Annotated in this window: 21 protein-coding genes; 5 read left to right on the top strand and 16 right to left on the bottom strand. The window is 65.0% G+C overall.

Annotation, left to right across the window (positions count from 1 at the left end; all coding sequences use genetic code 11):
- Nucleotides 1-484 precede the first annotated feature (484 nt).
- On the top strand, nucleotides 485-2,137 hold the full coding sequence (locus BN3789_RS11965) for an NAD(P)/FAD-dependent oxidoreductase (protein ID WP_066834686.1): 1,653 nt from the start codon (nucleotides 485-487) through the stop codon (nucleotides 2,135-2,137).
- 152 nt (nucleotides 2,138-2,289) lie between these two features.
- Here the strand turns inward: BN3789_RS11965 and BN3789_RS11960 are convergent, their stop codons facing one another.
- The 7 genes from BN3789_RS11960 to BN3789_RS11930 all read right to left on the bottom strand — a co-directional run bounded on the left by BN3789_RS11960 (nucleotide 2,290) and on the right by BN3789_RS11930 (nucleotide 10,663).
- Nucleotides 2,290-2,931, bottom strand: a complete 642-nt coding sequence (locus BN3789_RS11960; protein ID WP_066834683.1) for a hypothetical protein — start codon at nucleotides 2,929-2,931, stop codon at nucleotides 2,290-2,292.
- Between the two features lie 88 nt (nucleotides 2,932-3,019).
- Nucleotides 3,020-5,263 (bottom strand): excinuclease ABC subunit UvrB, encoded by a 2,244-nt coding sequence (uvrB, locus tag BN3789_RS11955; protein ID WP_066834681.1) that lies wholly within the window; start codon nucleotides 5,261-5,263, stop codon nucleotides 3,020-3,022.
- Between the two features lie 23 nt (nucleotides 5,264-5,286).
- A complete protein-coding gene (locus BN3789_RS11950; RefSeq protein ID WP_066834678.1) occupies nucleotides 5,287-5,871 on the bottom strand; it encodes a lytic transglycosylase domain-containing protein in 585 nt (194 codons plus the stop codon).
- Complete coding sequence (gene coaE, locus BN3789_RS12510) at nucleotides 5,868-6,500, bottom strand: dephospho-CoA kinase (protein WP_079989321.1); 633 nt, start codon at nucleotides 6,498-6,500, stop codon at nucleotides 5,868-5,870. The genes BN3789_RS11950 and coaE overlap by 4 nt, the downstream gene beginning before the upstream one ends.
- The gene (locus tag BN3789_RS11940) at nucleotides 6,460-8,091 is read right to left on the bottom strand and encodes a DEAD/DEAH box helicase (RefSeq protein WP_229254378.1); all 1,632 of its coding nucleotides are present in this window, start codon (nucleotides 8,089-8,091) and stop codon (nucleotides 6,460-6,462) included. Before BN3789_RS11940 ends, coaE begins: the two co-directional genes overlap by 41 nt.
- A gap of 218 nt (nucleotides 8,092-8,309) precedes the next feature.
- Nucleotides 8,310-8,564 (bottom strand): DNA-binding protein, encoded by a 255-nt coding sequence (locus BN3789_RS11935; protein ID WP_066834673.1) that lies wholly within the window; start codon nucleotides 8,562-8,564, stop codon nucleotides 8,310-8,312.
- A gap of 131 nt (nucleotides 8,565-8,695) precedes the next feature.
- Nucleotides 8,696-10,663, bottom strand: a complete 1,968-nt coding sequence (locus BN3789_RS11930) for a 5'-nucleotidase C-terminal domain-containing protein (RefSeq protein WP_066834670.1) — start codon at nucleotides 10,661-10,663, stop codon at nucleotides 8,696-8,698.
- A gap of 218 nt (nucleotides 10,664-10,881) precedes the next feature.
- On the opposite strand from BN3789_RS11930, the gene BN3789_RS11925 reads away from it, so the two are divergent.
- From BN3789_RS11925 to BN3789_RS11910, 4 genes are all read left to right on the top strand, one after another.
- Nucleotides 10,882-13,209, top strand: coding sequence for a heavy metal translocating P-type ATPase (locus tag BN3789_RS11925; RefSeq protein WP_066834668.1), 2,328 nt, complete (start codon nucleotides 10,882-10,884; stop codon nucleotides 13,207-13,209).
- 48 nt (nucleotides 13,210-13,257) lie between these two features.
- Nucleotides 13,258-13,479, top strand: a complete 222-nt coding sequence (locus tag BN3789_RS11920) for a heavy-metal-associated domain-containing protein (protein WP_066834665.1) — start codon at nucleotides 13,258-13,260, stop codon at nucleotides 13,477-13,479.
- 12 nt (nucleotides 13,480-13,491) lie between these two features.
- The gene (locus tag BN3789_RS11915; protein WP_066834662.1) at nucleotides 13,492-13,764 is read left to right on the top strand and encodes a metal-sensing transcriptional repressor; all 273 of its coding nucleotides are present in this window, start codon (nucleotides 13,492-13,494) and stop codon (nucleotides 13,762-13,764) included.
- 211 nt (nucleotides 13,765-13,975) lie between these two features.
- On the top strand, nucleotides 13,976-14,416 hold the full coding sequence (locus BN3789_RS11910) for a TFIIB-type zinc ribbon-containing protein (protein WP_229254376.1): 441 nt from the start codon (nucleotides 13,976-13,978) through the stop codon (nucleotides 14,414-14,416).
- Nucleotides 14,417-14,513: 97 nt separating this feature from the next.
- Here the strand turns inward: BN3789_RS11910 and BN3789_RS11905 are convergent, their stop codons facing one another.
- The 9 genes from BN3789_RS11905 to BN3789_RS11865 form a co-directional block, all read right to left on the bottom strand.
- Nucleotides 14,514-15,200 (bottom strand): Bax inhibitor-1 family protein, encoded by a 687-nt coding sequence (locus BN3789_RS11905; protein WP_066834654.1) that lies wholly within the window; start codon nucleotides 15,198-15,200, stop codon nucleotides 14,514-14,516.
- Between the two features lie 114 nt (nucleotides 15,201-15,314).
- Nucleotides 15,315-15,455, bottom strand: coding sequence for a rubredoxin-like domain-containing protein (locus tag BN3789_RS11900; protein WP_066834651.1), 141 nt, complete (start codon nucleotides 15,453-15,455; stop codon nucleotides 15,315-15,317).
- A 151-nt stretch (nucleotides 15,456-15,606) separates the two neighbouring features.
- Entirely contained in the window at nucleotides 15,607-16,110 is a 504-nt protein-coding gene (locus BN3789_RS11895; protein ID WP_066834649.1) for a flavin reductase family protein, read from the bottom strand.
- Between the two features lie 111 nt (nucleotides 16,111-16,221).
- The gene (gene smpB / locus BN3789_RS11890; protein ID WP_066834647.1) at nucleotides 16,222-16,692 is read right to left on the bottom strand and encodes an SsrA-binding protein SmpB; all 471 of its coding nucleotides are present in this window, start codon (nucleotides 16,690-16,692) and stop codon (nucleotides 16,222-16,224) included.
- 160 nt (nucleotides 16,693-16,852) lie between these two features.
- Nucleotides 16,853-18,094: an RNB domain-containing ribonuclease gene (locus BN3789_RS11885; RefSeq protein WP_187119153.1), complete on the bottom strand. Its 1,242-nt coding sequence runs from the start codon at nucleotides 18,092-18,094 to the stop codon at nucleotides 16,853-16,855.
- 286 nt (nucleotides 18,095-18,380) lie between these two features.
- Nucleotides 18,381-19,328 carry a permease-like cell division protein FtsX gene (gene ftsX / locus BN3789_RS11880; protein WP_066834645.1) on the bottom strand — a complete coding sequence of 316 codons (948 nt, stop codon included), beginning with the start codon at nucleotides 19,326-19,328 and terminating at the stop codon, nucleotides 18,381-18,383.
- Nucleotides 19,318-20,490, bottom strand: coding sequence for a cell division ATP-binding protein FtsE (ftsE, locus tag BN3789_RS11875; RefSeq protein WP_066834642.1), 1,173 nt, complete (start codon nucleotides 20,488-20,490; stop codon nucleotides 19,318-19,320). Before ftsE ends, ftsX begins: the two co-directional genes overlap by 11 nt.
- Before the next feature lie 243 nt (nucleotides 20,491-20,733).
- Entirely contained in the window at nucleotides 20,734-20,964 is a 231-nt protein-coding gene (locus tag BN3789_RS11870; RefSeq protein ID WP_222704304.1) for a helix-turn-helix domain-containing protein, read from the bottom strand.
- Nucleotides 20,965-20,985: 21 nt separating this feature from the next.
- On the bottom strand, nucleotides 20,986-21,525 hold the full coding sequence (locus tag BN3789_RS11865; protein ID WP_066834638.1) for a hypothetical protein: 540 nt from the start codon (nucleotides 21,523-21,525) through the stop codon (nucleotides 20,986-20,988).
- Between the last annotated feature and the right edge of the window lie 90 nt (nucleotides 21,526-21,615).

Here is a 21,615-nt window from a genome sequence, read left to right as displayed (position 1 = left end):
TCGGCGGCCTCGCGGACGCTGAACCCGAGCCGCAGCGCCTCGAGGGCGAGCTCCCTGGTCTCCTTGGGGTACATTCGGACTCCAATCCGGACACCCGCGGGTGTCCAACTTTTTGTCCGCATCCCCGCCGGGCGTTGCGGAGATGTCCGGATAATCCGTTTTGGCTGTATTGGCTGGCTGCGAAGCTGGTTTCTGGACCCAAAGATCCCCGAATCGGGCGCTCCGGGGAGAAATCGGTGCCGGCGGCGGGCTTCCGACCCCTCCATCCAGGCTCAGCTACAGCAAAACAGAAATTTCTAGCCACTTTTCCCAGGGAGAACGGCACCTGCCGCGGCGCCGGGAGCCGTGCCCTCTTATCGAGCGGGGTCCGGGGAGGGTCCTAAGAGCACATGGGCAAGTAAATCAGCGTTCCCTAAGTTGCACCCGGCGTCAAACCATCTACCATGTAGCCCATGCACACATCTCGATACGCGAAAGGCGCGCCATGCTAGAGATCACCCAGATTCCCGTCAGCCTCGATACGGGAGCGACCGAGCAGGGCTGCCTTGACGCCTGCCGCTCCGAAGCGGCCCGTGTGCTCTCCTGCAGGCCGGAGGACCTCGCACATGTGGAGCTCCACCGCAAATCCGTCGACGCGCGCAAGAAGCGCGAGGTTCACTTCGTCCTCAGTGCGCATGTGAACCTGCGCACCCGCGCGGCGGAAGAGGCGGCGCTGCGGCGCCTGTCCGCGCGCAACGCGTCCCGGGTGCGCAAGATCGATGACGCCCCGGTCAACTTTCCCGCTCCCCTGCACGCCTCCCGTCGGCCCGAGATGCGGCCCGTCGTCGTCGGTGCAGGATGCGCGGGACTGTTTGCCGCCCTCACGCTGGCCGAGGCGGGCCTGCGCCCGCTGCTCATCGAACGCGGCGACAACGCCGAGCGGCGCACGGCGGCCATCGACCGTTTTATCAAGACCCGCGAGCTCGACCCCGAAAGCAATATACAGTTCGGCCTGGGCGGGGCCGGCACGTTCTCCGACGGCAAGCTCAACACGGGCACCAAAAACCCGCATCACCGGTTGATCTTGCAGACGATGGTGGATGCGGGCGCCGCACGCGACATCCTCTGGGACGCGAAGCCCCATGTGGGCTCAGACGTCCTGCCCCTGGTCGTCACCCATATCGTTCGGCGCATCGAGCAGCTGGGGGGCGAGGTCCGCTTCCGCTGCCGGATGGTCGACATAGAGCGCACCGCCACAGGGGCACCGAAGGCCATCACCGTCGAGCAGGACGGGGGCGCGGGCGAGGCAACCGAGCGCATCTCCGCGGACCGCATCATCCTCGCATGCGGCCATTCGGCGCGCGACGTGTTCGAGCTGCTCGTACGTCGCGGATTCGCCGTCGAGCGCAAGACGTTCGCCATGGGCGTTCGCATCGAGCACCTGCAGGCGGATATTGACCGCGCCCAATACGGCCCTGCTGCCGGCCACCCCGCCCTCGGGGCCGCCCCCTATAAGCTGGTGGCCCACATGCCGAACGGCCGCAACGTCTTCACGTTCTGCATGTGCCCGGGCGGCGAGGTCGTCGCCGCAGCCTCCGAGGCCGGCGGCGTTGTCGTCAACGGGGCCAGCCTCCACGCCCGCGCGGGCGTGAACGCAAACGCGGCGCTGCTCGTCAACGTGAATCCTGACGACCTACCGGGCACGGACCCGCTCGCAGGCGTCGAGCTGCAGCGCCGTTGCGAGCGCAGGGCGTTCGAGATGGGAGGCGGGAACTACCGCGCCCCCGCGCAGCTCGTCGGCGACTTCCTTTCCGGGCGCGAAAGCGCTCGAGTGGGCCGCATCCAGCCCACGTACCCCCTTGGCGTCACCTGGACCGCCATCGACGAGGCGCTCCCTTCGCACATCGTCGAGACGCTGCGAGCCGGCATCCCCGCCCTCGGCAAGAAACTGCGCGGCTATAGCGACGACGAGGCCGTGCTCACCGCCATCGAATCGCGCTCGAGCTCGCCGGTCACCGTCGTCCGCGATCGCTCCTGCACTGCCCTGGGCGCGCCGGGCATCTACCCGTGCGGAGAAGGCGCCGGCTACGCGGGCGGCATCATGAGCGCCGCAGCCGACGGCATCCGATGCGCCGAGGCCCTCATCGACAGCCTGTAGCGACCCGCCGCGATGGGTTGGTTGGGGACGTGTTCGTTTCAACCCATCTGTCGAGCCGCCTCCGTATCCACAATGGCCTGACAGGGGCTAGTAAAAAGGGCTCCGCCGCGCTTCGCGACGGAGCCCTCAACATGCCAAGATTGAATCTGAAGCTACGCGCGGTCCCTGCCGAACAGGCGCACCGGAGCCGCGATCGAATCCTCGACGGAACCGACACCCTGCAGAGACACCGCGCCGTACACAAAGCCCCATGCGGCGACGAAAAGCATGAGCGAGGCGACTCCCTGAGCCCCCGAGACGCCCGCGAAGCCCATTGCCAGCGCAAGCGCCAGCACGGCGACCACGGCGGCCACGCACAGGGAGACGACCCAGCGGCCCGCACCCATGCGGTCCATCTCAAGCGAGACGGCAACCAGGTACAGCGCCGCGAACACGCCCGCGAATGCGAGGACGCCGGCATAGTCGCCCATGGTCGTCGGGAAGAACAGTCCCCAGAAGCCGAGCGCGAACATCGCGATCTCGAATGCGACCTCGACCCACGAGAGCACCCAGGTGCTCTTGGATGCGAACGAGCCCACAAGCGACAGGGCGCCCGCGACGATTCCGCAGACAGGAAGCGCGCCGATCACGCCGTCCAGCCCGCTGCCCGCAACGCCCAGCACGCCCGAAGCGGGAACGACGAAATTGTATACGGCCATGACGAAGCAGCACGCGGCCATGACGACGAGGTTCCACTTTGTCTGCAGGAGGTGCTGCTTGACGCGCCCCAGCAGATCGACGGTCTGATGTCTCATCGGTTACTCCCCCCATGTATATCCCTGTGGTGAAGTATACCGCAGCCTAAAGGAAACGCCGACCGATAGCCCCGCGGAAGGCGCACGCCTATTTCTTGAAGCGCGCCCCCTGCCTCTTGCGGCCGCCACCGAATGCGGAGCCCTTGCGCGCATTTTGCCTCAGGCGGTCGATGATCTCCTCCTCGCTGCCGCCCTCGACAAGCGCCTTGAGGTGCACGAGCGCATCGCGCAGACGCGCAGCCTCCTCGAAATCCATCGCCTCGCTCGCGCTGCGCATGTCATCCTCCATCGTGGCGATGATCCGCGCGATCTCATCGGACGGCAGGTTCGCGAGCTCGTCGGCAAGTTTGGCGCCGGTCGTCTCCTCCATGGTCTCGCCGCCCGCATCCTCGCTGCCCGCCGGGGTGAAGAACGCGCCGTGCCCGAGCGTGTCGCCGCGGCTGCGGTCCTTCTTGCCCACCGTCTCGGTCGCCTCGGCGATGAAGCTCGAGATGTCGTTGATCGCCTTGCGCACCGTCTTGGGCTCGATGCCGTGCTCCTGGTTGAACGCCATCTGGATCGTACGGCGCCGACTCGTCTCGTCGATCGCCTCGCGCATGGACTCGGTAATCGTATCCGCGTACATGATGACCTCGCCGTCGGCATTGCGCGCCGCGCGGCCGATCGTCTGGATCAGCGAGCGGCGGTTGCGCAGGAAGCCCTCCTTGTCGGCATCCAGAATGGCGACGAGCGACACCTCGGGCAGGTCCAGGCCCTCGCGCAGCAGGTTGATGCCCACCAGCACGTCGATCTTGCCCTGGCGCAGGTCGCGCAGGATCTCGACGCGATCGAGCGTCGCGGTATCGGAATGCATGTAGTTGACCTTGATGCCCGCATCGAGCAGGTGATCGGTCAGATCCTCGGCCATGCGCTTCGTGAGCGTCGTCACGAGCACGCGCTCATGGCGCGCCGTACGCTCGCGGATCTCATCAAGCAGGTCGTCGATCTGCCCGCGAACCGGACGCACATCGATCTTGGGGTCGAGCAGACCCGTCGGGCGAATGATCTGCTCCACGTTGTTCTGGCTCACGCGCAGCTCGTAGTCTCCCGGCGTCGCGCTCACGTAGATGAACTGGGGGATGCGCGCCTCGAACTCGTCGAAACGCAAGGGCCGATTGTCGAGCGCCGACGGCAGGCGGAACCCGTGCTCTACGAGCGTCACCTTGCGCGAACGGTCGCCTTCGTGCATACCGCGAATCTGAGGGACCGTGACGTGGCTCTCATCGATGATGCACAGCATGTCCTTGGGGAAATAATCGATCAGCGTGAACGGCGGCTCGCCCGGCTTGCGCCCGTCGAGATGGCGCGAGTAGTTCTCGATGCCCGTGCAGAAGCCCATCGTCTCAAGCATCTCAAGATCATAGTCGGTGCGCTGCTGCAGCCTCTGGGCCTCAAGAAGCTTGTCGGACGCCTTGAGCTCCGCCACACGACCCTCGAGCTCCTCTTCGATGGTCTTCAGGGCGTGCGTCACCTTGGGTTTCTCGGTCACGTAGTGCGAAGCGGGCCAGACGGGAATCGCATCGTACTCGCGCAGGATCTCACCGGTCACCTCGTCGATCTCGGCTATGAGCTCCACCTCGTCGCCGAAGAACTCGAAGCGCAAGGGATGTTCCGCATACGGCGGGTACACGTCGACCACGTCGCCGCGCACGCGAAACGTACCGCGCGCCAAGTCGTAATCGTTGCGATCGTACTGGATATCGATCAACGCGTGGATGAAGTCGTCGCGCTCGAGCGGATCCTTCTTATCGACATTTGGGGCCAGACCCGCATAGTCCTCGGGGCTGCCGATTCCGTAGATGCATGAGACCGACGCCACCACGATCACGTCGCGACGGGACAGAAGCGAGGCCGTCGCCTGGTGACGCAGCATCTCGACTTCCTCGTTGATCGACGAGTCTTTCTCGATATAGGTATCGCTCGACGGCACATAGGCTTCGGGCTGATAGTAATCGTAGTACGAGACGAAGTACACGACCGCGTTGTGCGGAAAGAACTCCTTAAGCTCGCTCGCGAGCTGCGCGGCAAGGGTCTTGTTGGGCGCCATCACGAGGGTCGGTTTGCCGAGGGCCTCGATGGTCTTGGCCATCGTGAAGGTTTTGCCCGAGCCCGTCACGCCCAGAAGCACCTGGTACCGGTCGCCGTCCTCCACGCCCTTAACCAGTGAAGCAATTGCCTGCGGCTGGTCTCCTGAGGGCTCATAGGGTGATACGACCTCAAATTTGGCAGCCTCGCCCGCCATGCCGAACCGCTTGAGCTCGCCTCCGACGCGCTCGACCTCAAACTGCGACATGGGTACTCCCCTCTTCGATCGACCTACAGGAAGCTATCGGGATACAGTTCGCGATACCGCTCGTGCGCCGTCGTGACGCGCGCGAGATACGATTGGGTTTCAGGGAACGTGATGGCATCGGAAAGCTCATCGCCCGTCTCCGTCCAACTGTCCACATTGCCCATGCCCGCATTGTACGCCGCGATGGCATGATCGGTCGCGCCGTTGAAATAGGAAATCAGGTACGAGAGGTACGCGCAGCCGATCTCAATATTCGTCGCGGGGTCGTCAAGATTCGAAGAATCATACACCCCTCCGTCGACAAGCCCTTTCACGACCATATCGTGCGCAGTCTCGGGTATGAGCTGCATAAGACCCTGTGCGCCCCTGTCTGAGCGAGCCGTCGGGTCCCAACCCGATTCGGTCTCGATGACGGCGGCCACGAGATACGGATCGACTCCGTGATTGGTCGCCGAGGTAAGGATGTCCTCCTCATAGCGCAGGGGATAGAATACCTGGAACAGCTGGGCGGGAGCGTAAGCATAAGCCCATGACGCCACGCCGAACAGCAGCACGATCACGATGGGTACCGTGCGATACCAAGCGAACAAGCGAGGGCGGCGCGTCATTGGGTGACCTCCTGGGCGGACAGCAGATGACGATCAGCAAGCCACTGATCAAGAGAGCTAAACAGGCTATCATCTCCAGCGGTATTGTCAATCACGACCTGAGCAAGGGCGCACAGTTCCTCCTCAGAAGGCTGGCAAGAGGCGCGATCGTCAAACGCAGAGCCGTCCATGCCGCGTTCGATAGCGCGTTCTCGACGGACATCCAAGGGGGCCGTAATGGCGATGATCTCATCAGCCAGCCCGAACGCGTCGGTAAATGCAGATGCCACCGATACCTCGACGACAACGAGCTCGGGATCAGGAGCCGTTACGGTACAGCAGAGTGGCGGAAGCAGACGCAAGGACAGCTGCTCGATGAGAACAGGATGAACGAGCGCGTTTAGGTCGGCCGAATCCTCAGGGGTAGCGAAAGCGACCCGTGCAAGCTCCCTGGTATCGATACCTCCATCGGGAGCAAGGACATCGTATCCGAATCGCTCAGCGATATCGAGAACCAGCTGAGATCCCGGCACATAGAGATCTTTCGCCATGGCGTCAAGATCGATTCGCAGGGCCCCGCGCTGCTCAAGGTAGCGAGTGGCGCATGATTTACCTGAGGCGATATTGCCGATAACGAATGCAGTGTACATATACTTCGATTCTGTTGCGTTGAACTGCGTTATGTCGATAACAGCATATCAATGTAGCAGAATAAAAGCCGAGAACCAAGCGCGAGCCGCACAGGCTAAACCTGTACATAAAAAGGGGAGGGCCCCGCGGGAACATCCCGCGGGGCCCTCCCCTGCGACGAAGCGCCGTCCACCGGTCAGCGGCGCCCTGCTCTCCCACGGGCTTCCCCCGCAGTACCATCGGCGCTGGCCGGCTGCGGGCGATGTCGCGCTGACGGGGGGCGCGCTGCTTCTTCTCGCGGCGCTCGCGGCGCTCGTTGGCCTTCTTGGCCTTCTGGCGACGACGCTTCTTCTCCTTCTTGCCTGCGACGTGGTCGGCAGGCACGCGGTCGGGATCGACGCGGGGCGCGTCGGAGCCAAGATCGATGCCCTCGGCGTCGTAGAGATCCGCCGTCTTGCCCATCAGGGCCTCGATATCGAAGAACTCGTCGATATCGTCGCGGGTCACGAACGTGAGCGACCAGCCCTCCTCGCCGGCGCGGCCCGTGCGGCCGATGCGGTGGATGTAGTCGGTCGGCTCCTCGGGCACATCGAAGTTCACGACGTAGCGCACGTCGGAGATGTCGATGCCGCGCGCGAGCACGTCGGTCGCCACGAGCACCTGCACCTTGCCCTCGCGGAAGTCGCGCAGGGCGCGCTCGCGCTGGGCCTGGCTGCGGTCGCCGTGGATGGCGCCGCACTTGATGCCGGAGCGCTCGAGCCTGCGGGCGCAGGTGTCGGCGCGGCGCTTGGTGCGCACGAACACGATCACGCGCTCGGGGCCCTCCTTCTTGAGCACCGCCGTGAGCGCCCCGTTCTTGGCGTCGAGCGCCACCGGGCAGACGTACTGATCGACGGTCTCGGCGGTCGAGGTCACCGGGGCGATCTCGACGCGAGCGGGGTCGCGCACCAGGTCAGTGATGGAGCCGACGCGGCCCTCGTCGAGCGTCGCGGAGAACAGCAGCGTCTGGCGCTCGGTGCGGCACTTCTCGACGATGGCGCGCACCTGCGGCAAAAAGCCCATGTCGAGCATGCGGTCGGCTTCGTCGAGCACGAGCACGCTGACCTCGTCGAGGTTCGCGGACCCCTGCTCGATCAGGTCGACCAGGCGGCCCGGCGTGGCGACCAGGATGTCGCAGCCGCGCGCGAGCGCCTGCTTCTGGGGGACGTAGCCCACGCCGCCGACGACGGTCACCGCGACATGGCCCGTGCGGCGCGCGACGGCGTGGCACACGGTATCAATCTGCTGGGCGAGCTCGCGCGTGGGCGTGATGACGAGCATGAGCGGGCCGCGACCGCGCGCCAGGCGCTTGCGGCGACGCCCGCGCTCGCCCTTTTTCACGGGCGGGGCGACATGGTCGAGCTTGTCCATGAGCGGGAGCAAGAACGCGGCGGTCTTGCCCGTGCCCGTCTGGGCCGCGGCCAGCAGGTCGCGACCGGCGAGGACCTCCGGGATGGCCGCGGCCTGGACCGGCGTCGGGGTCTCATAGCCCATATCGGCAACCGCGCTCAGCACCGTTTGGGACAGGCCAAGATCGGCAAACGTCGGGGAAATCTGTTCAGTTGTAGGCATAAATGCACAATCCATTCCGCACGGCGCAAGGCGCCGTGAACGTCAGACACGTAAACACTCTCAGCGGTTCGCGCCTATGCCTTCTGCGGCCGGTTTGCGCGAGGGAGCAGGATCCGCCGACCGAACAGTATACGAACTGAGCAGATAAACCCTGTGGGAAAGCGATGGAAACACCCGAACACCACGAATGAAGCGCCCGAACAGCTCCGCGAAGCGCGCTACGTCCGCTCGACAAGCTTCCCGCTGGCGAACCACTCGACATGGCCGCACTTCGCGCACGTGAGCGTCACGGCAGATCCGCCAGCCCACTCGACGCCGAACATCGAGGCGGCGCGCCCGTCAAGCAGCGCTGTGCTTTCATGGAAGCGCGTCCCGCCGCAGTGGGGACACGTCACCGGGCGCCCCGCCACCGTGTAGCGCTCACCCGCATCGTCGCCGTTCAGCGCTTTTGAGAACTCGGAGAAAAAGCCCATGTCGACCTCCCAAAAAAGTTGCAGGCGCACCGCGTGCGAAACGGCAAGCGCAACCGACGGGCAATCCGCCGGTTGCGCTTGTTATACCCCTCAGGAGCAAGGACGTAGCGCCGGGTCCGTTCGGCGTCTCTCTAGCCGCGCTTGCGGTGCGCAAGCAGCGCGATGCCGCCGGCGAAGCACAGGATGCCGATCCCGCCGGCCGCCGCAGCCCCCGTCAATCCCGTGTCACCCGTCTGGGGCAGGCCGTCCGATCCGGGACGCGCGTCCGAACCGGCGCCTGGCTCGCTGACCTGGGTGTCGCCCGGATCCGTCGCATCGGACGGCGTCTCCTCGCCCGTCCCGGGCTCCGGTGCGGGGTCGGGATTCGGTGCGGGCTCGGGCTCGACGTCGCCCGTCGTCAGCACGATGCGCCCATCGCCCGCAGGATCCGCGTACGCATCGGAAACCACGCCGCCCAGATCCTCGGCGAGATAGGTCATCAGCCCCTGGACGTCCGTCATGGCGTTTTCGAGCAGCACCGGGCAGTCCTCGAACATCGTCATGCCGTCGCCGCCCTCATGGAGCAGGTACCCGTGGCTTGCAAGCGTATAGGTGCGCGCGGGGTCGATCAGCTCGCCCGCCACGCGCACGTCGCGCACGCGCCGCTCGCCCGCGACGCGCAGGAAGGCGCCGTGGTCGTCCACCTCGACCGTCGAGGGGATATCGGTGCGCACCGCGTAGGTCAAGCCCGATACCTGCAAAAAGCCGCCGCTTGCCTCGGGATACTCGCTGACGCCCATCTCGAGCGCGTCCAAGATCTGCTGACCGGTCGCCTCGACCATGCTGAGCTCGTTGCCGAACGGCTGCACCCCGTACAGGTCGTTGTTGGTGATCGGCCCGGCGTCGATCGACGAGCGCACGCCGCCGCCGTTGACGATCGCGATCTGGGCGCCGGTCGCCGCGCGGTACGCATCGGCCACGAAATCGCCCATGTTGGTCTCGCCCAGGCGCACATACAGGCCCGTCTGCTCATTCTCGCTCACCAAGGCGACGGCGCTCTCCCCCACGACGCGGTCGAGCTCCTCGGCGAGCTCGGCGTCCACGGCATCCACCTGCGCCTGGACATCGTCGGCGGTCTCGGTGAAATCGGCTGCCGACGTGAGCTCGAAGCTCAGGACCTCGCTGTCCGGGTCGTCGGGATCGATGGTGAGCTCGCCCACCGCGGCGAGCTTGGTGCCCGTCTGGGCGAGCGGGACCTGACGGCCGTCCTCGTTCGCGACACTCGTCACGTAGCTCTCGTGCGAATGGCCGTCGATGAAGGCGTCGATGCCGGTCGTATGGGAGATCACCGCATCGCTCGTCCAGCGGTCGGTGATGCCGGAGCGCCCCAGATGCCCCACGGCGACTACGTAGTCGGCCCCCTCGGCGCGCGCAGCGTCCACGGCTGCCTGCACGCGCGCATAAAGCGCCTCGCCCGTCTCGTCCTCCTCAAAGCCGTAGATATAGGCGCCGTCATCGTCGGTGAACGATGCCGGCGAGGACTTGGTGAGCGTCTCGGGCGTGGTGATGCCCACGTAGGCGACCTTGAGCACGCCGTCGGCATCCCCTGCCGCCGGCCTCGCCTCGTAGGTCTTAACGGCGTACGGGGAAAACACCGGCGCGCCCGACCCGAGCTCCGTGAAGTTGCAGGACAGGTACGTGGCGTCGGACAGCTCGACGAGGCTCAGCAGGCGCTGCATACCGTAGTCGTACTCATGGTTGCCGGGCACGGCGTAATCGTAGCCCACGGCGTTCATGAGGCGGACGATGGCCTCGCCCTCCGTCAGCAGGCCGACCGGCCCGCCCTGGATGGCGTCGCCCGCATCGATGACGGTCACGTTGGCCTCACCATAGGTCGCCTCGAGGTCGTCGACCGCAGCGGCGACGCCCGCATATCCGAGCGCCTCGCCCGCGGTGCTATCGACCTCGCAGTGGACATCGTTGGTAAACGCGATGGCGACCTCGTCGTCGACGCGCTGCGCGAACGCGCTCGACGGCGCGGTGAACGCGAACAGGCCGACAAGGACGGCAACGGTCGCGCGCAGGGGCAGCATGCGGTGCGACCCGTATGAAAACAGCATGAGCATCCTCCTTACTACAGATGCGCATCACTATAACCGCGCGGCGGGATGCTTCGACCAAAAAAGAACGAACGCACGATGTGCCAGAGCGAATGCGCCATACGCCCCGCCCGCGGCCCCAAAGCTGGACGCACCGTGTAAGATTCGTCAAACTTCTAGACACCCCCAGGGGGTGTAGGTGTATGATAGGTGCAGAACCATACGAGAAAGGAGCCGGTATGGCTCATGAGAAATTCGATGTGGGCGGCATGACCTGCGCGGCGTGCGAGGCGCACGTCAACAAGGCCGTCTGCAACCTTGCGGGCGTCTCGGACGTCTCGGTCAACCTCCTTTCGGGATCCATGGCCGTCGATTTCGACGAATCGCAGGTCACCCCTGACGACATCTGCGCCGCCGTCGATCGCGCCGGATACTCGGCATCGCTCGTGGCGACCGCCACCGCGGGTGCCTCGGCGGCGGGGCCGGGCGCCGCGCATCACGAGTCGCCCACCAAAAAGCTCGAGGCGACGGCCGCCGCGATGAAGACGCGCCTGATCACCTCGATCATCTTCCTCGTCCCACTGTTCTACATCGGCATGGGGCACATGCTCGGCTGGCCGCTGCCGGAAGTCTTCACCGACCACATCCACGCGATGACGCTCGCCCTGACTGAGCTGGTGCTGCTGCTGCCCATCCTGTATATGAACCGTGCCTACTTCATCAACGGCTACAAGTCGCTGCTCCACCGCGCGCCGACCATGGATGCGCTCATCGCCATCGGCGCCACGGCGAGCGTCGCGTGGTCGGTCTACGCCATGTTCGTCATGGCGGACCAGCTCGCATACGGCGACGTCCACGGCGCGGCGGCCACCGCCATGGACAACCTGTATCTCGAGAGCGCGGGCACCATCCTCACGCTCGTGACGGTGGGCAAGTACCTGGAGACGCGCTCCAAATCCAAGACCGGCTCGGCCATCGAGGCGCTCATCGACCTCGCCCCCAAGACCGCGACCGTCGTCGATGCCGACGGCGGCGAGCAAACGGTCGACGTCGACGCCATCCAGGTCGGCCAGACGGTCCGCGTGCGCCCGGGAGAGTCGGTGCCCGTCGACGGCATCGTGCTCGAGGGCTCCTCCTCCATCGACGAGGCGGCGCTCACCGGCGAATCGATCCCCGTCGAGAAGAACCCCGGCGACACCGTGCATGCGGCGACCATCAACCGCACCGGCTCGTTCACGTTCCGCGCCACCCGCGTCGGAGCCGACACGAGCCTCGCCAAGATCATCCAGCTCGTCGAGGACGCCAACGCCACCAAGGCCCCCATCGCCCGCATGGCCGACAAGGTCGCGGCGGTCTTCGTGCCGGCTGTGCTGCTCATCGCGCTGGCCACGTTCATCGTCTGGATGGTCGTGACCGGCAACGTCAACGAGGCGCTCACCGCCGGCGTGGCCGTCGTGGTCATCAGCTGCCCGTGCGCCCTCGGCCTCGCCACGCCCGTGGCCATCATGGTCAGCACCGGCAAGGGCGCCGAGATGGGCGTGCTGTTCAAGAGCGCTGAGGCGCTCGAGACGCTGCACAACGTGGACACCGTCGTGCTCGACAAGACCGGCACCGTCACGCAGGGCAAGCCCGCCGTGACCGACATCCTGCCCGCCGTGCGCGCCGACGGGGGCTCCATGAGCGAAAAGCAGCTGCTCAAGCTTGCCGCCGCCCTCGAGAAATCGAGCGAGCACCCCTTGGCGGAGGCGATCATGGCGCTCGCCGACCAGCGCGGCATCGTCGCCCGCCCCGTCGCCGACTTCCAGGCGGTCCCCGGCCGCGGCGTGACGGCGCGCGAGGGCGCCAACCCCATCGCCGCCGGCAACGCCCAGCTCATGGCCGAGCTCGGCATCGATGTCGACCGCGCCCAGCTCGAATCGTTCGCCCGCGCGGGCAAGACCCCGCTGTTCTTCGCCAAAAACGGGGAGCTCGTGGGCACGATCGCAGTCGCCGACGAGGTGAAGCCCACGAGCCCCGCCGCCATCGCGGCGCTCGGCCGCCTGGGCGTGAAGGCGGTCATGCTCACCGGCGACAACCGGCTGACCGCCGACGCCATCGCGCGTGCCGTTGGCCTCTCCGACGTGATCGCCGACGTCCTGCCCGCCGACAAGGAGCGCCACGTGCGCGAGCTGCAGGATTCCGGCCACGTGGTGGCCATGGTGGGCGACGGCATCAACGACTCCCCCGCGCTCGCCCGAGCCGATGTGGGCCTGGCGATCGGCGCCGGCGCCGACGTGGCCAAGGAGGGGGCGGACGTCGTGCTCATGCACAGCGACCTGCTCGACGTCGCCCGCGCCATCGAGCTGTCGCGCGCGGTGATCCGCAACATCAAGCAGGATCTCTTCTGGGCGCTGTTCTACAACAGCCTCGGCATCCCGCTGGCGGCCGGCGTCCTGTACCCCGTTCTCGGCTGGCAGCTCTCGCCCATGTTCGGCGCGGCGGCCATGAGCCTGTCGAGCGTCTGCGTGGTCGCCAACGCGCTGCGCCTGCGCGGCTTTCGTCCCAAAATCGCCGACGCGGCGAAGTAATATGATGCACGGAAACCGAAACGTTTTCGTGCAGGAGAGGAGCACATCATGAACTACACCATCAAGACCGAAGGCCTCCACTGCGGCCACTGCGACGCCTCCGTTGAGAGCGCGCTGCTCAACATCGCGGGCGTGACCGACGCCGACGCCGACCACGAGACCAACACGGTCACCGTCGAGTGCGGCGACGAGGTCACGACTGACCAGCTCACGGCGGCCGTCGAGGGCGCGGGCGACAGCTTCAAGGTCGTCAGCATCCAGGCCGCGTAGACGGGGCCTCGCATGGTAGCCGATCGCGAGCGCATCACGCGCCTGCTCAAGACGGCGCGCGGGCAGATCGACGGGATCTTGCGCATGGTGGAGGAAGACCGCTACTGCATCGACGTGTCGACCCAGCTCATGGCGACCCAGTCGCTGCTCGCGCGCATCAACGCCGACGTGCTCAAGGCGCACGTCGAGGGCTGCGTGCGCACGGCCATGGAGACGGGCGACGAGCAGGAGAAGGACGCCAAGCTCAGCGAGATCGAGACCGTCATCGAGAAGCTGGTGAAGTAGTCCCTCGCTCATCGCTCATCGCCGCGACGCCTGCGCCCCGTCGCCCTCAGCATGGCGGCGGGGCGCATCCCGTCGGTCCCGTTTCCGGCCCCATCGCATCAAACGGTGGTGAAATCGGGGTTTCGCCCACACAGGTATGAAAAAACAGGTACACTTTTTTGAGTTGTATCTATCTGCCATAGAAACGAGGCTCGGATCAATGCAGAATTTCATGAACGGCCGTCATGGCGTCGACGAGCTGAGCACCGCACTCGGTGGCCTGAGCATGGTGCTTGCGCTCATCGGCTCGATCTTCTCGGTCTCCTTCCTGGGCTGGATCGCCCTGATCATCGTCATCCTCGCCCTCGTGCGCGCCTTTATGCCCGAGAGCCCCGCACGCGACCATGAGAACCAGGTCTTCCTCGACGCGATCTCCAAGGTCCCGTTCCTGAGCGGCTTCGCATCCGGCAACCGCCCGCGCGGAAAGCAGTCCGCCGCTGCGGCCGATTTCGAGCGCAAGAAGCGCACGGCACAGAAGATGTGGGACAACCGCAAGACCACGATGTACTTCAAGTGCAAGAACTGCGGCCAGATCCTCTCCGTTCCCCGCGGCAAGGGTCGCATCCGCATCACCTGCCCGCGCTGCGGCACCAAGGTGGAGAAGAAGTCCTAGGCCCCAGCTTTCTCGCATCGCACGCAAAAGGCGCCCCGAACCCAGCGGTTCGGGGCGCCTTTTTGGGTCTTACGGAACCTGCGCGCGGCAAGCGTCCCTATCGGTTGTTGCCGAAGATGTTCAGCAGGCGCATAAAGACGTTCATGATGTCCAAAAACAGGTTGCACGCCATGAAGACCGCATTGGGCAGCGTGGTCTCGACCAGCGTCGCCTGATGCATGTCGTAGCCGATGAAGCCGCAGAACACCACGACGATCGCGATGTCGAGCCACGTCTGGTCGACGCCCATGAACATCATGACGAGCTGGACCACGAGCAGGGCGAGCAGCGCCACGGAGAACACGCCCATGAGCCGGCGGAACACCTGCGGTATCACGAGGCCGAGGGCGCCGAAGACGACCGTGATGCCCGCCGTCGCGGTGAAGGCGGCGTTGACGGTCGGAAGGTCGTAGGCGCTCACCGCCATCGAGCACAGAAGCCCGAACGTGCAGACGAACAGGGCGTACCCGATCAGCGAGCGCGCCACGGACTGGCGCTTGACCGCGCCGCTCATGATGACGATGCCCGCGATGCTTCCGACGAGGCTGATGACCAGGTACATGATGGGATGCCGCACCAGCCAGCTCATGAACGCCGGCGACGTCACGATATGGGTGCCGATCCCCATCACGCAGAATCCTGCGAAGATGAGGCCGGCGATGACCAGATTGAACATACGCGAACTGATAGTAGGCGCCGTCCGCTCGACGTGCAGCGGCGATACGTTGCGCTCGATCTCGTTCATGTCACCACATCCTTTCTATGCGCTTCCCCGCAGAAGAGCGCGGGGGCCCGATATAGCAAAAGGCCCCAGCAGCCGCGAGGCCGCCGGGGCGATCGTGTGCAAGAAGCAGCGATGCTACTCCTCGACGAGCTCGAACTGATCGGGACCGACGCCGCACACGGGGCAGACGTAATCCTCAGGCAGCTCGGGGGTGTCGACCTCGACCTCGTAGCCGCACACGACGCACACGAACTTATACTTCTTCTCGTCAGCCATGATTGAATCCTTTCGTAGGCGATGACCGTAATCCGTAGTATATCCATCCTCGCGAGAAACTATTCCGCGATTCCGACAACGGTTCATCTTCGCAAATAGGACATATTATTAGTAGCATTTATGCGTCAAGCGCTCCGCCCATTCGCGCAGGCTACGCTTGATAGCTCGATGCCTTGGGCGGCGTCTTGCCCTTTAGGGTCGAGTGGTAATAGCTGTACGTCAACGGCTCCTCGTCGGAGAGCTTCTGCGCATCGACAACATCGCCGATGAACAGCAGATGCGTGCCCACGTCGACGGTATCGACCACCTTGCACGCAAACAGCGCGCACACATGCTCGGAAGAGTACGGGCTTCCCACCGCGGAGATCTCGCAGCCGTACTTCTCGAACTTGTCGAAATTGGCGCTCGTGCGGAACCCGAAGTTGCCGATATAGGGCATATCGGCCGTCATGTCGATCGCCGTCACGGTGAAGGCGCCCGCGCGCTGGATGACGCCGGTCGTCACGTTGTCCTTGTGGACGGCGACCATCAGGCGCGGCGGCAGGGCGGTCACCTGCGTCGCCGTGTTGATGACGCAGCCTGCACGCTGCCCGTCCGCCTCGGCGGACACCACGTACAAGCCGTAGCTCATCTTGAACAGTGCGGTCTGATCCATATGATCGCTCCCCTCAAACGTTGTATGGGCAGGTGAGCCCTGACTGTAGCGTACCCGCATTCGCAGGCACCGATACCCGGCGTTGGCACGCCGCCCACGTTCAGTGTCTCCCTAGCGGCTGCGCGCCTTGAGGGCGCGATCGATCTCGCGCTGCATGTCGCGCTTGGCCATGTCCTCGCGCTTGTCGTAGAGCTTCTTGCCGCGTCCGAGCCCGAGCGTGAGCTTCACGCGCCCGTTGTCGTCGAAATACAGCTCGAGCGGCACGAGCGCGTACCCGCGGTTGCGCAGCTTGCCGTCGAGATAGTCGATCTGCTTGCGATGGAGCAGCAGCTTGCGACGGCGATCGGGGTCGCGGTTAAAGATCGAGCCGTGGCTGTAGGGGTGGATGTGCACGCCGACGAGCCAGCACTCCCCTCCGCGGATCAGGGCGAAGGTGTCGGTGATCTGGCACGCACGCTCCCGCAGGCTGCGCACCTCGGTGCCCGCGAGCACGACGCCGCATTCGAACGTCTCGTCGATGAAGTACTCGTGATGCGCGGAGCGGTTCTTGGCGATCGTCTTGCGCTCCTTACGACTCGGCATGGCCCTCCCCTCCTTCGGCGCGCTCCCGCGCCAGCTCGGCATCGGACTCGCGGATGAGCTTGACCAGGGCGCGGCAGGCCTCGTCGCCGATCAGGCCGCGCGCGCGGACCGTCAGGCGCGTCGCCTCGTTTCGGTCGCCTGCCGCAGCGTCATCGCTGTCTCACCTCTTCACCCTTTCCCCCTTCTCCCCCCTCCTCCTCTCCTCTCCCCCCTCCTCTCCCTTCTCTCTCTTCTTCTCCTCTCCCTCTCTATTCTCTTCTCTTTTTTTCTTCCTCCCTCTTCTTCTCACCCCCCCCTCCTCTCTCTCTTTTCTTCTTTCCCTCCCTTCCCCCTCTCCCTCCCCTCTCCCTCCCCCTCTCCTCCTCCCCCCTCTGCACTCCCCTCCCCACCTCCTCTCCTCCGTGCCGGCGCCGTCTGCGAGCAGCAGGCCGGCGGCCTCGTAGTCCATGCGCACGCGCGAGCGGATGACGCTCGGGTAGACGGTAAAGCCGCTCACGCGCCCCCGGCGGTCGAGATCGATATCGACGGTGAACGCCAGGCGGTCCACGTCAGGCTTGAGCGAGCACAAATCGTTCGACAGCGCCTCGGGAAGCATGGGCAGCACGCGGTCGGCAAGATACACCGAAGTCGACCGCCGGCGCGCCTCCAGGTCGATCGACGACTCCCAGGTCACGTAGTGCGACACGTCGGCGATGTGGACGCCGAGCCTCCAGCCCCCAGCCTTCGTGCGCTCGACGGAGATCGCGTCATCGAAATCGCGCGCGTCGACCGGGTCGATCGTCAGCAGGAACCGGTCGCGGATGTCGCGGCGCAGCGGGTCTTCCAGCGCCCCCTCCACATCGAGTACGCACTGTTGCGCCTCGGCGACCGCCTGCTCGGGATAGCCGTCCTCGAGATCGTAGCGGGCCATGACGCACCGGATGCCGAGATCCGGCGCATCCGGGCCGCCGATGCGCTGCTCGATGGTCGCCACGCCCGATTCGTAGCGCGTCGGGTAGCTCACGATGCGCGCCGACACGACATCGCCCGACATGACGCCGTGGTCGGCGGCGGACGTGTCGTGCGGAAGCACGAAGAAATCCTGGCGGATGCGGGTGTCGAGCGGCCGGATGACGCCCAGGGGCCCGGCAAGCTCATAGGTGCCCACGACGCACGCGTTGGCGCGCGACAGGGTGCCCTCGACCACGGCGCGGTGGTTGCCGCCCGGCGCGTGGTGCAGGCTCACCGTGACGACATCGCCGTTCATGGCCTCCCGCTCGCCGCGCTGCGTCAGGCGGAAGGCGCCCTCCGCGGTCTCCACGAACGCACCGGCGTCCGTGATGCGCACGGTTCCGGTCAGGCGCGCCGTATGCCGCGCACGCGTGGGGCCGTGCCTGCGGCCCCCTCTGTTCTTGCGCCCCATGGCGCCTCCCTCCTCATGGCGAATCAGTTGGTGTATACCCAATCGCGCGCCGCGGGCGCGCCCTGGGTACGTAGCCCCGTCGACGGTACGCTATAGGCACACAGCTCCGTTGACAGTACGGTATAGGAACGCTTTTGAGCGAATAACGTGCCTATGGCGTACCGTCGACGGGGCGATGTGCCTATGGCGTACCGTCGACGAGACTGCGCGGCGGGGGCGAACCCGCGGCGAGAACAAGAAGGGCCGCCCGAAGGCGGCCCCATGCAAGCAAGCTGTCGCGCGTCGTCTACACCTTGAGGTAGCGACGCATGGCGATCGCGGAACCGAACAGACCGATCACGATACCGATCAGCACGAGCGCCGCGTAGGTGAACAGGTACATCCGCAGCGGGATGTTGATGGTCAAAAATGAGACGACGCTCTGGATCATCGGCATGCCGAAGTTGCGGCACAGCTCCAAGGCGCCGATAGTCAGAAGCGAGCCCAGAAGCGCCTGCAGCACGCCCTCGGTCAAAAACGGCCCGCGGATGAAGCTGTTCGACGCGCCCACCAGGCGCATGATGGCGATCTCGCGGCGACGGGCGGTGATGGACAGGCGGATGGTGTTGTTGATGAAGATGAAGGAGATGAACGTCAGAAGTCCCACGAGCACGACCACCGCGACGCGGATGTAGGCCGTCATCTGGAACAGGACGCTGACCTCCTCCTGGCCGTACAGGACGCCGGCGTTCACGTCGGCCTCGACGTCGTCCACATCGGGGTTGTCGTCGTCGACGATCTGGCGGAAGTCGGTGTCCGCCTTGATGCGCTCCGCGGTCTCCTCGACCTGCGAGGGCTCGTACATCTCGATCACGAACGAACGGGGCAGCGGATTCTCGCCGTCGAGCGCACCGAGCGTCATGTCGGCGTTGTTGGAGATGTTGCTGGTGTAGTCCGCCAGCGCGTCTTCCTTCGTCTTGAACTGGACGCTCTTGACGTTCTCCCAGCTCGTCAGCTTGTCGTAGAACGCCTGGATCTGCTCGTCGGTCGCGTCGTCGGAGATGAAGGCGTTGATCTTCACCTGATCCTCCACCGAGCCGATCATCGAGTTGACCACCGCGGAACCCAGGATGAACAGGCCGATGATGAACAGCGACAGAAAGATGGTGATGACTGCGCCGATCGAGGTGCCGAGGTTGCGTGCGAAGTGGCTGCCCGCCTCGCGCAGCGAATACCCAAAGTTGCTAGGCGCCATAGTTGCCGTAGCCTCCCCTCTCCTGGTCGCGAACGATGTGGCCCGCCTCGAGCGCGATGACGCGGCGGTGCATGGAGTCGACCATCTCGCGGTCGTGCGTCGCCACGATGACGGTCGTGCCCGTGCGGTTGATGCGCTCGAGCAGCTTCATGATGCCGAGCGAGATCGCCGGGTCGAGGTTGCCGGTCGGCTCGTCGCAGATCAGAAGCGGCGGGCGGTTGACCATGGCGCGCGCCACGGCGACGCGCTGCTGCTCGCCGCCGGAGAGCTGGTCGGGCATGGAGTCCATCTGATCGGCCAGGCCGACGAGGCGCAGCACCTCGGGCACCTGGCTGCGGATGACCGCCTTGGGCTTGCCGATGCACTCGAGCGCGAACGCGACGTTCTCGTACGCGGTCTTGTTGGGCAGGAGGCGGAAGTCCTGGAACACCGCGCCGATCTGGCGGCGCAGGAAGGGGACCTTGCGGTTCTTGATGCGCATGAGGTCCTGGCCGGCGACCAGGATGCGGCCGCTCGTCGGCTTGACGTCGCGGATCATCGTGGAGAGCAGCGTCGTCTTGCCCGAACCGGAGTGGCCGACCAGAAAGACGAACTCACCGGGATAGATCTCCAGGTTGACGTCGTCGAGCGCCGGCTTGTTGGGCTGGGCCGCGTAGATCTTGGTGAGGTGCTCCATGAGGATGACCGGCTCGACGCCTGCCTCGCGCGCCATCTGCTTGCGCGACTCCTGCACCGGTGCGAACACTGAGGTGAAATCGGGGCTCGTCAGGGCCTCGTTCACATCGTCGATCTGGCGCTGCTCGGACTCGTCGCTCGAATCGAGCGCAGGGGCCGCCTGCGTCATGAACACATCGGCGTGGGCGGGCTCGGCGGGAGACGGGATGCTGAACAGCGACTGGTCCGCTGCCGGCGCCGCATCGGGCGACGGGACGGCATCCAGGCTCGGCACCGAGGGCACCTCGGGGACGGCGGGAACCTGCTCGGGGGCAGGTGCGTAGGCAAAGGGGTCGGCGACCGGCTGCGCCGCCTGTTCGGGCGCCGCCGCCTGCGAGAACAGATCGCCCGTCTCGTCGACGGAAACCGGGGAGGCCGTCGCGGCCTCTGGTACCGGCGCGCCGTTCGCAACCTGCTCGTCACCGGGCTTACGGAAGTGGTTACCCACTATAAGCTCCTTCGTGTCGTGCGTTTGAACTACATACGCTGGATATTCTACCAGTGGATTTCTGCATGCACAGATAAAGCACGGCAGCGCCATGGCACATAACCATAAAACGTTCGCGCACAAGCGACGCGAACGCCGGCGCCATCCGAGCCGCACGCAGCGGACCACGGCATCGAGACATGCGATATGTGGAGAAGACGCGAGGTCCTCCCCACATAGGCAACGCTATTGATCAGGCGTCTGCTACTCCGGCAGCTTGCCGAAGTTCTGGACGTACTCGTCGTCGTCCATCCAGTCGATGATATCGCCGGGCTTGCAGTGCAGCGCCTCGCACATAGCCGTCAGGGTCGAGAAGCGAATGCCCTTCAACCTGCCGGTTTTGATACGGGACACGTTGACCGGAGAGATACCGATCTTCTCCGCAAGCTCGAGCGAGCTCATCTTCCTATCCGCCATTACACGGTCGAGACGCATCACAATGGGCACTTAGATCACCTACAGAATACTGTCCGAATCTTCTTGAAGAATTCTAGCGTATTCAAAGACTCCAGCAAGTGCAAAGAACATCATAGAAAACATAAGAGAATTGAGGTCCAAATCCGGAATTACCTCGGGGGCCCGCAGCCACTCCCCTATGTTGGTCTGAAGGCTGTAGCGCGGCATTAACAGACCCACTACGGCACTGCCCGCGTTCAGGGCCCCCAACATGACCAGGCGGGTCGTCTGCGCAGCTGAAAAGAACTCCGCTCGACGTCCGACAGTGAGGACAAACGAAAGAAAGACTGCAAGAATCAGCAGGTCAAAGGCTATGATCAACCCGCTGATGATAAGATAGTGGACCGCTTGCGCGGGCATGCCCGACCCAAGCAGATCAGCGATCAGATCGATGATCACCGCGGCATTCAGCCCGATCCCCACCGCAAGGACACCGCAAAAACCGTACAGGGCTCCGACCACGATGCGCCGGTATGAAATGCCCCATCGGGGCACCATGGAATCCGCCGTGCGCACGTCGGAAAATGATTCGCGAAGCATAGAATCTCCATATAATCTTCAATTATGAATGGCGTAACAAGGCGCCTCGAGAACGAAAAGCGCGACGCGAACCTCGTGACGGCTTGCTCT

The organism is Collinsella ihumii, from assembly GCF_900046475.1.
Taxonomy (GTDB): Bacteria; Actinomycetota; Coriobacteriia; order Coriobacteriales; family Coriobacteriaceae; genus Collinsella; species Collinsella ihumii.
Note: the sequence above shows the minus strand (reverse complement) of the source record. Positions and strands in the feature narration are given on the sequence as shown.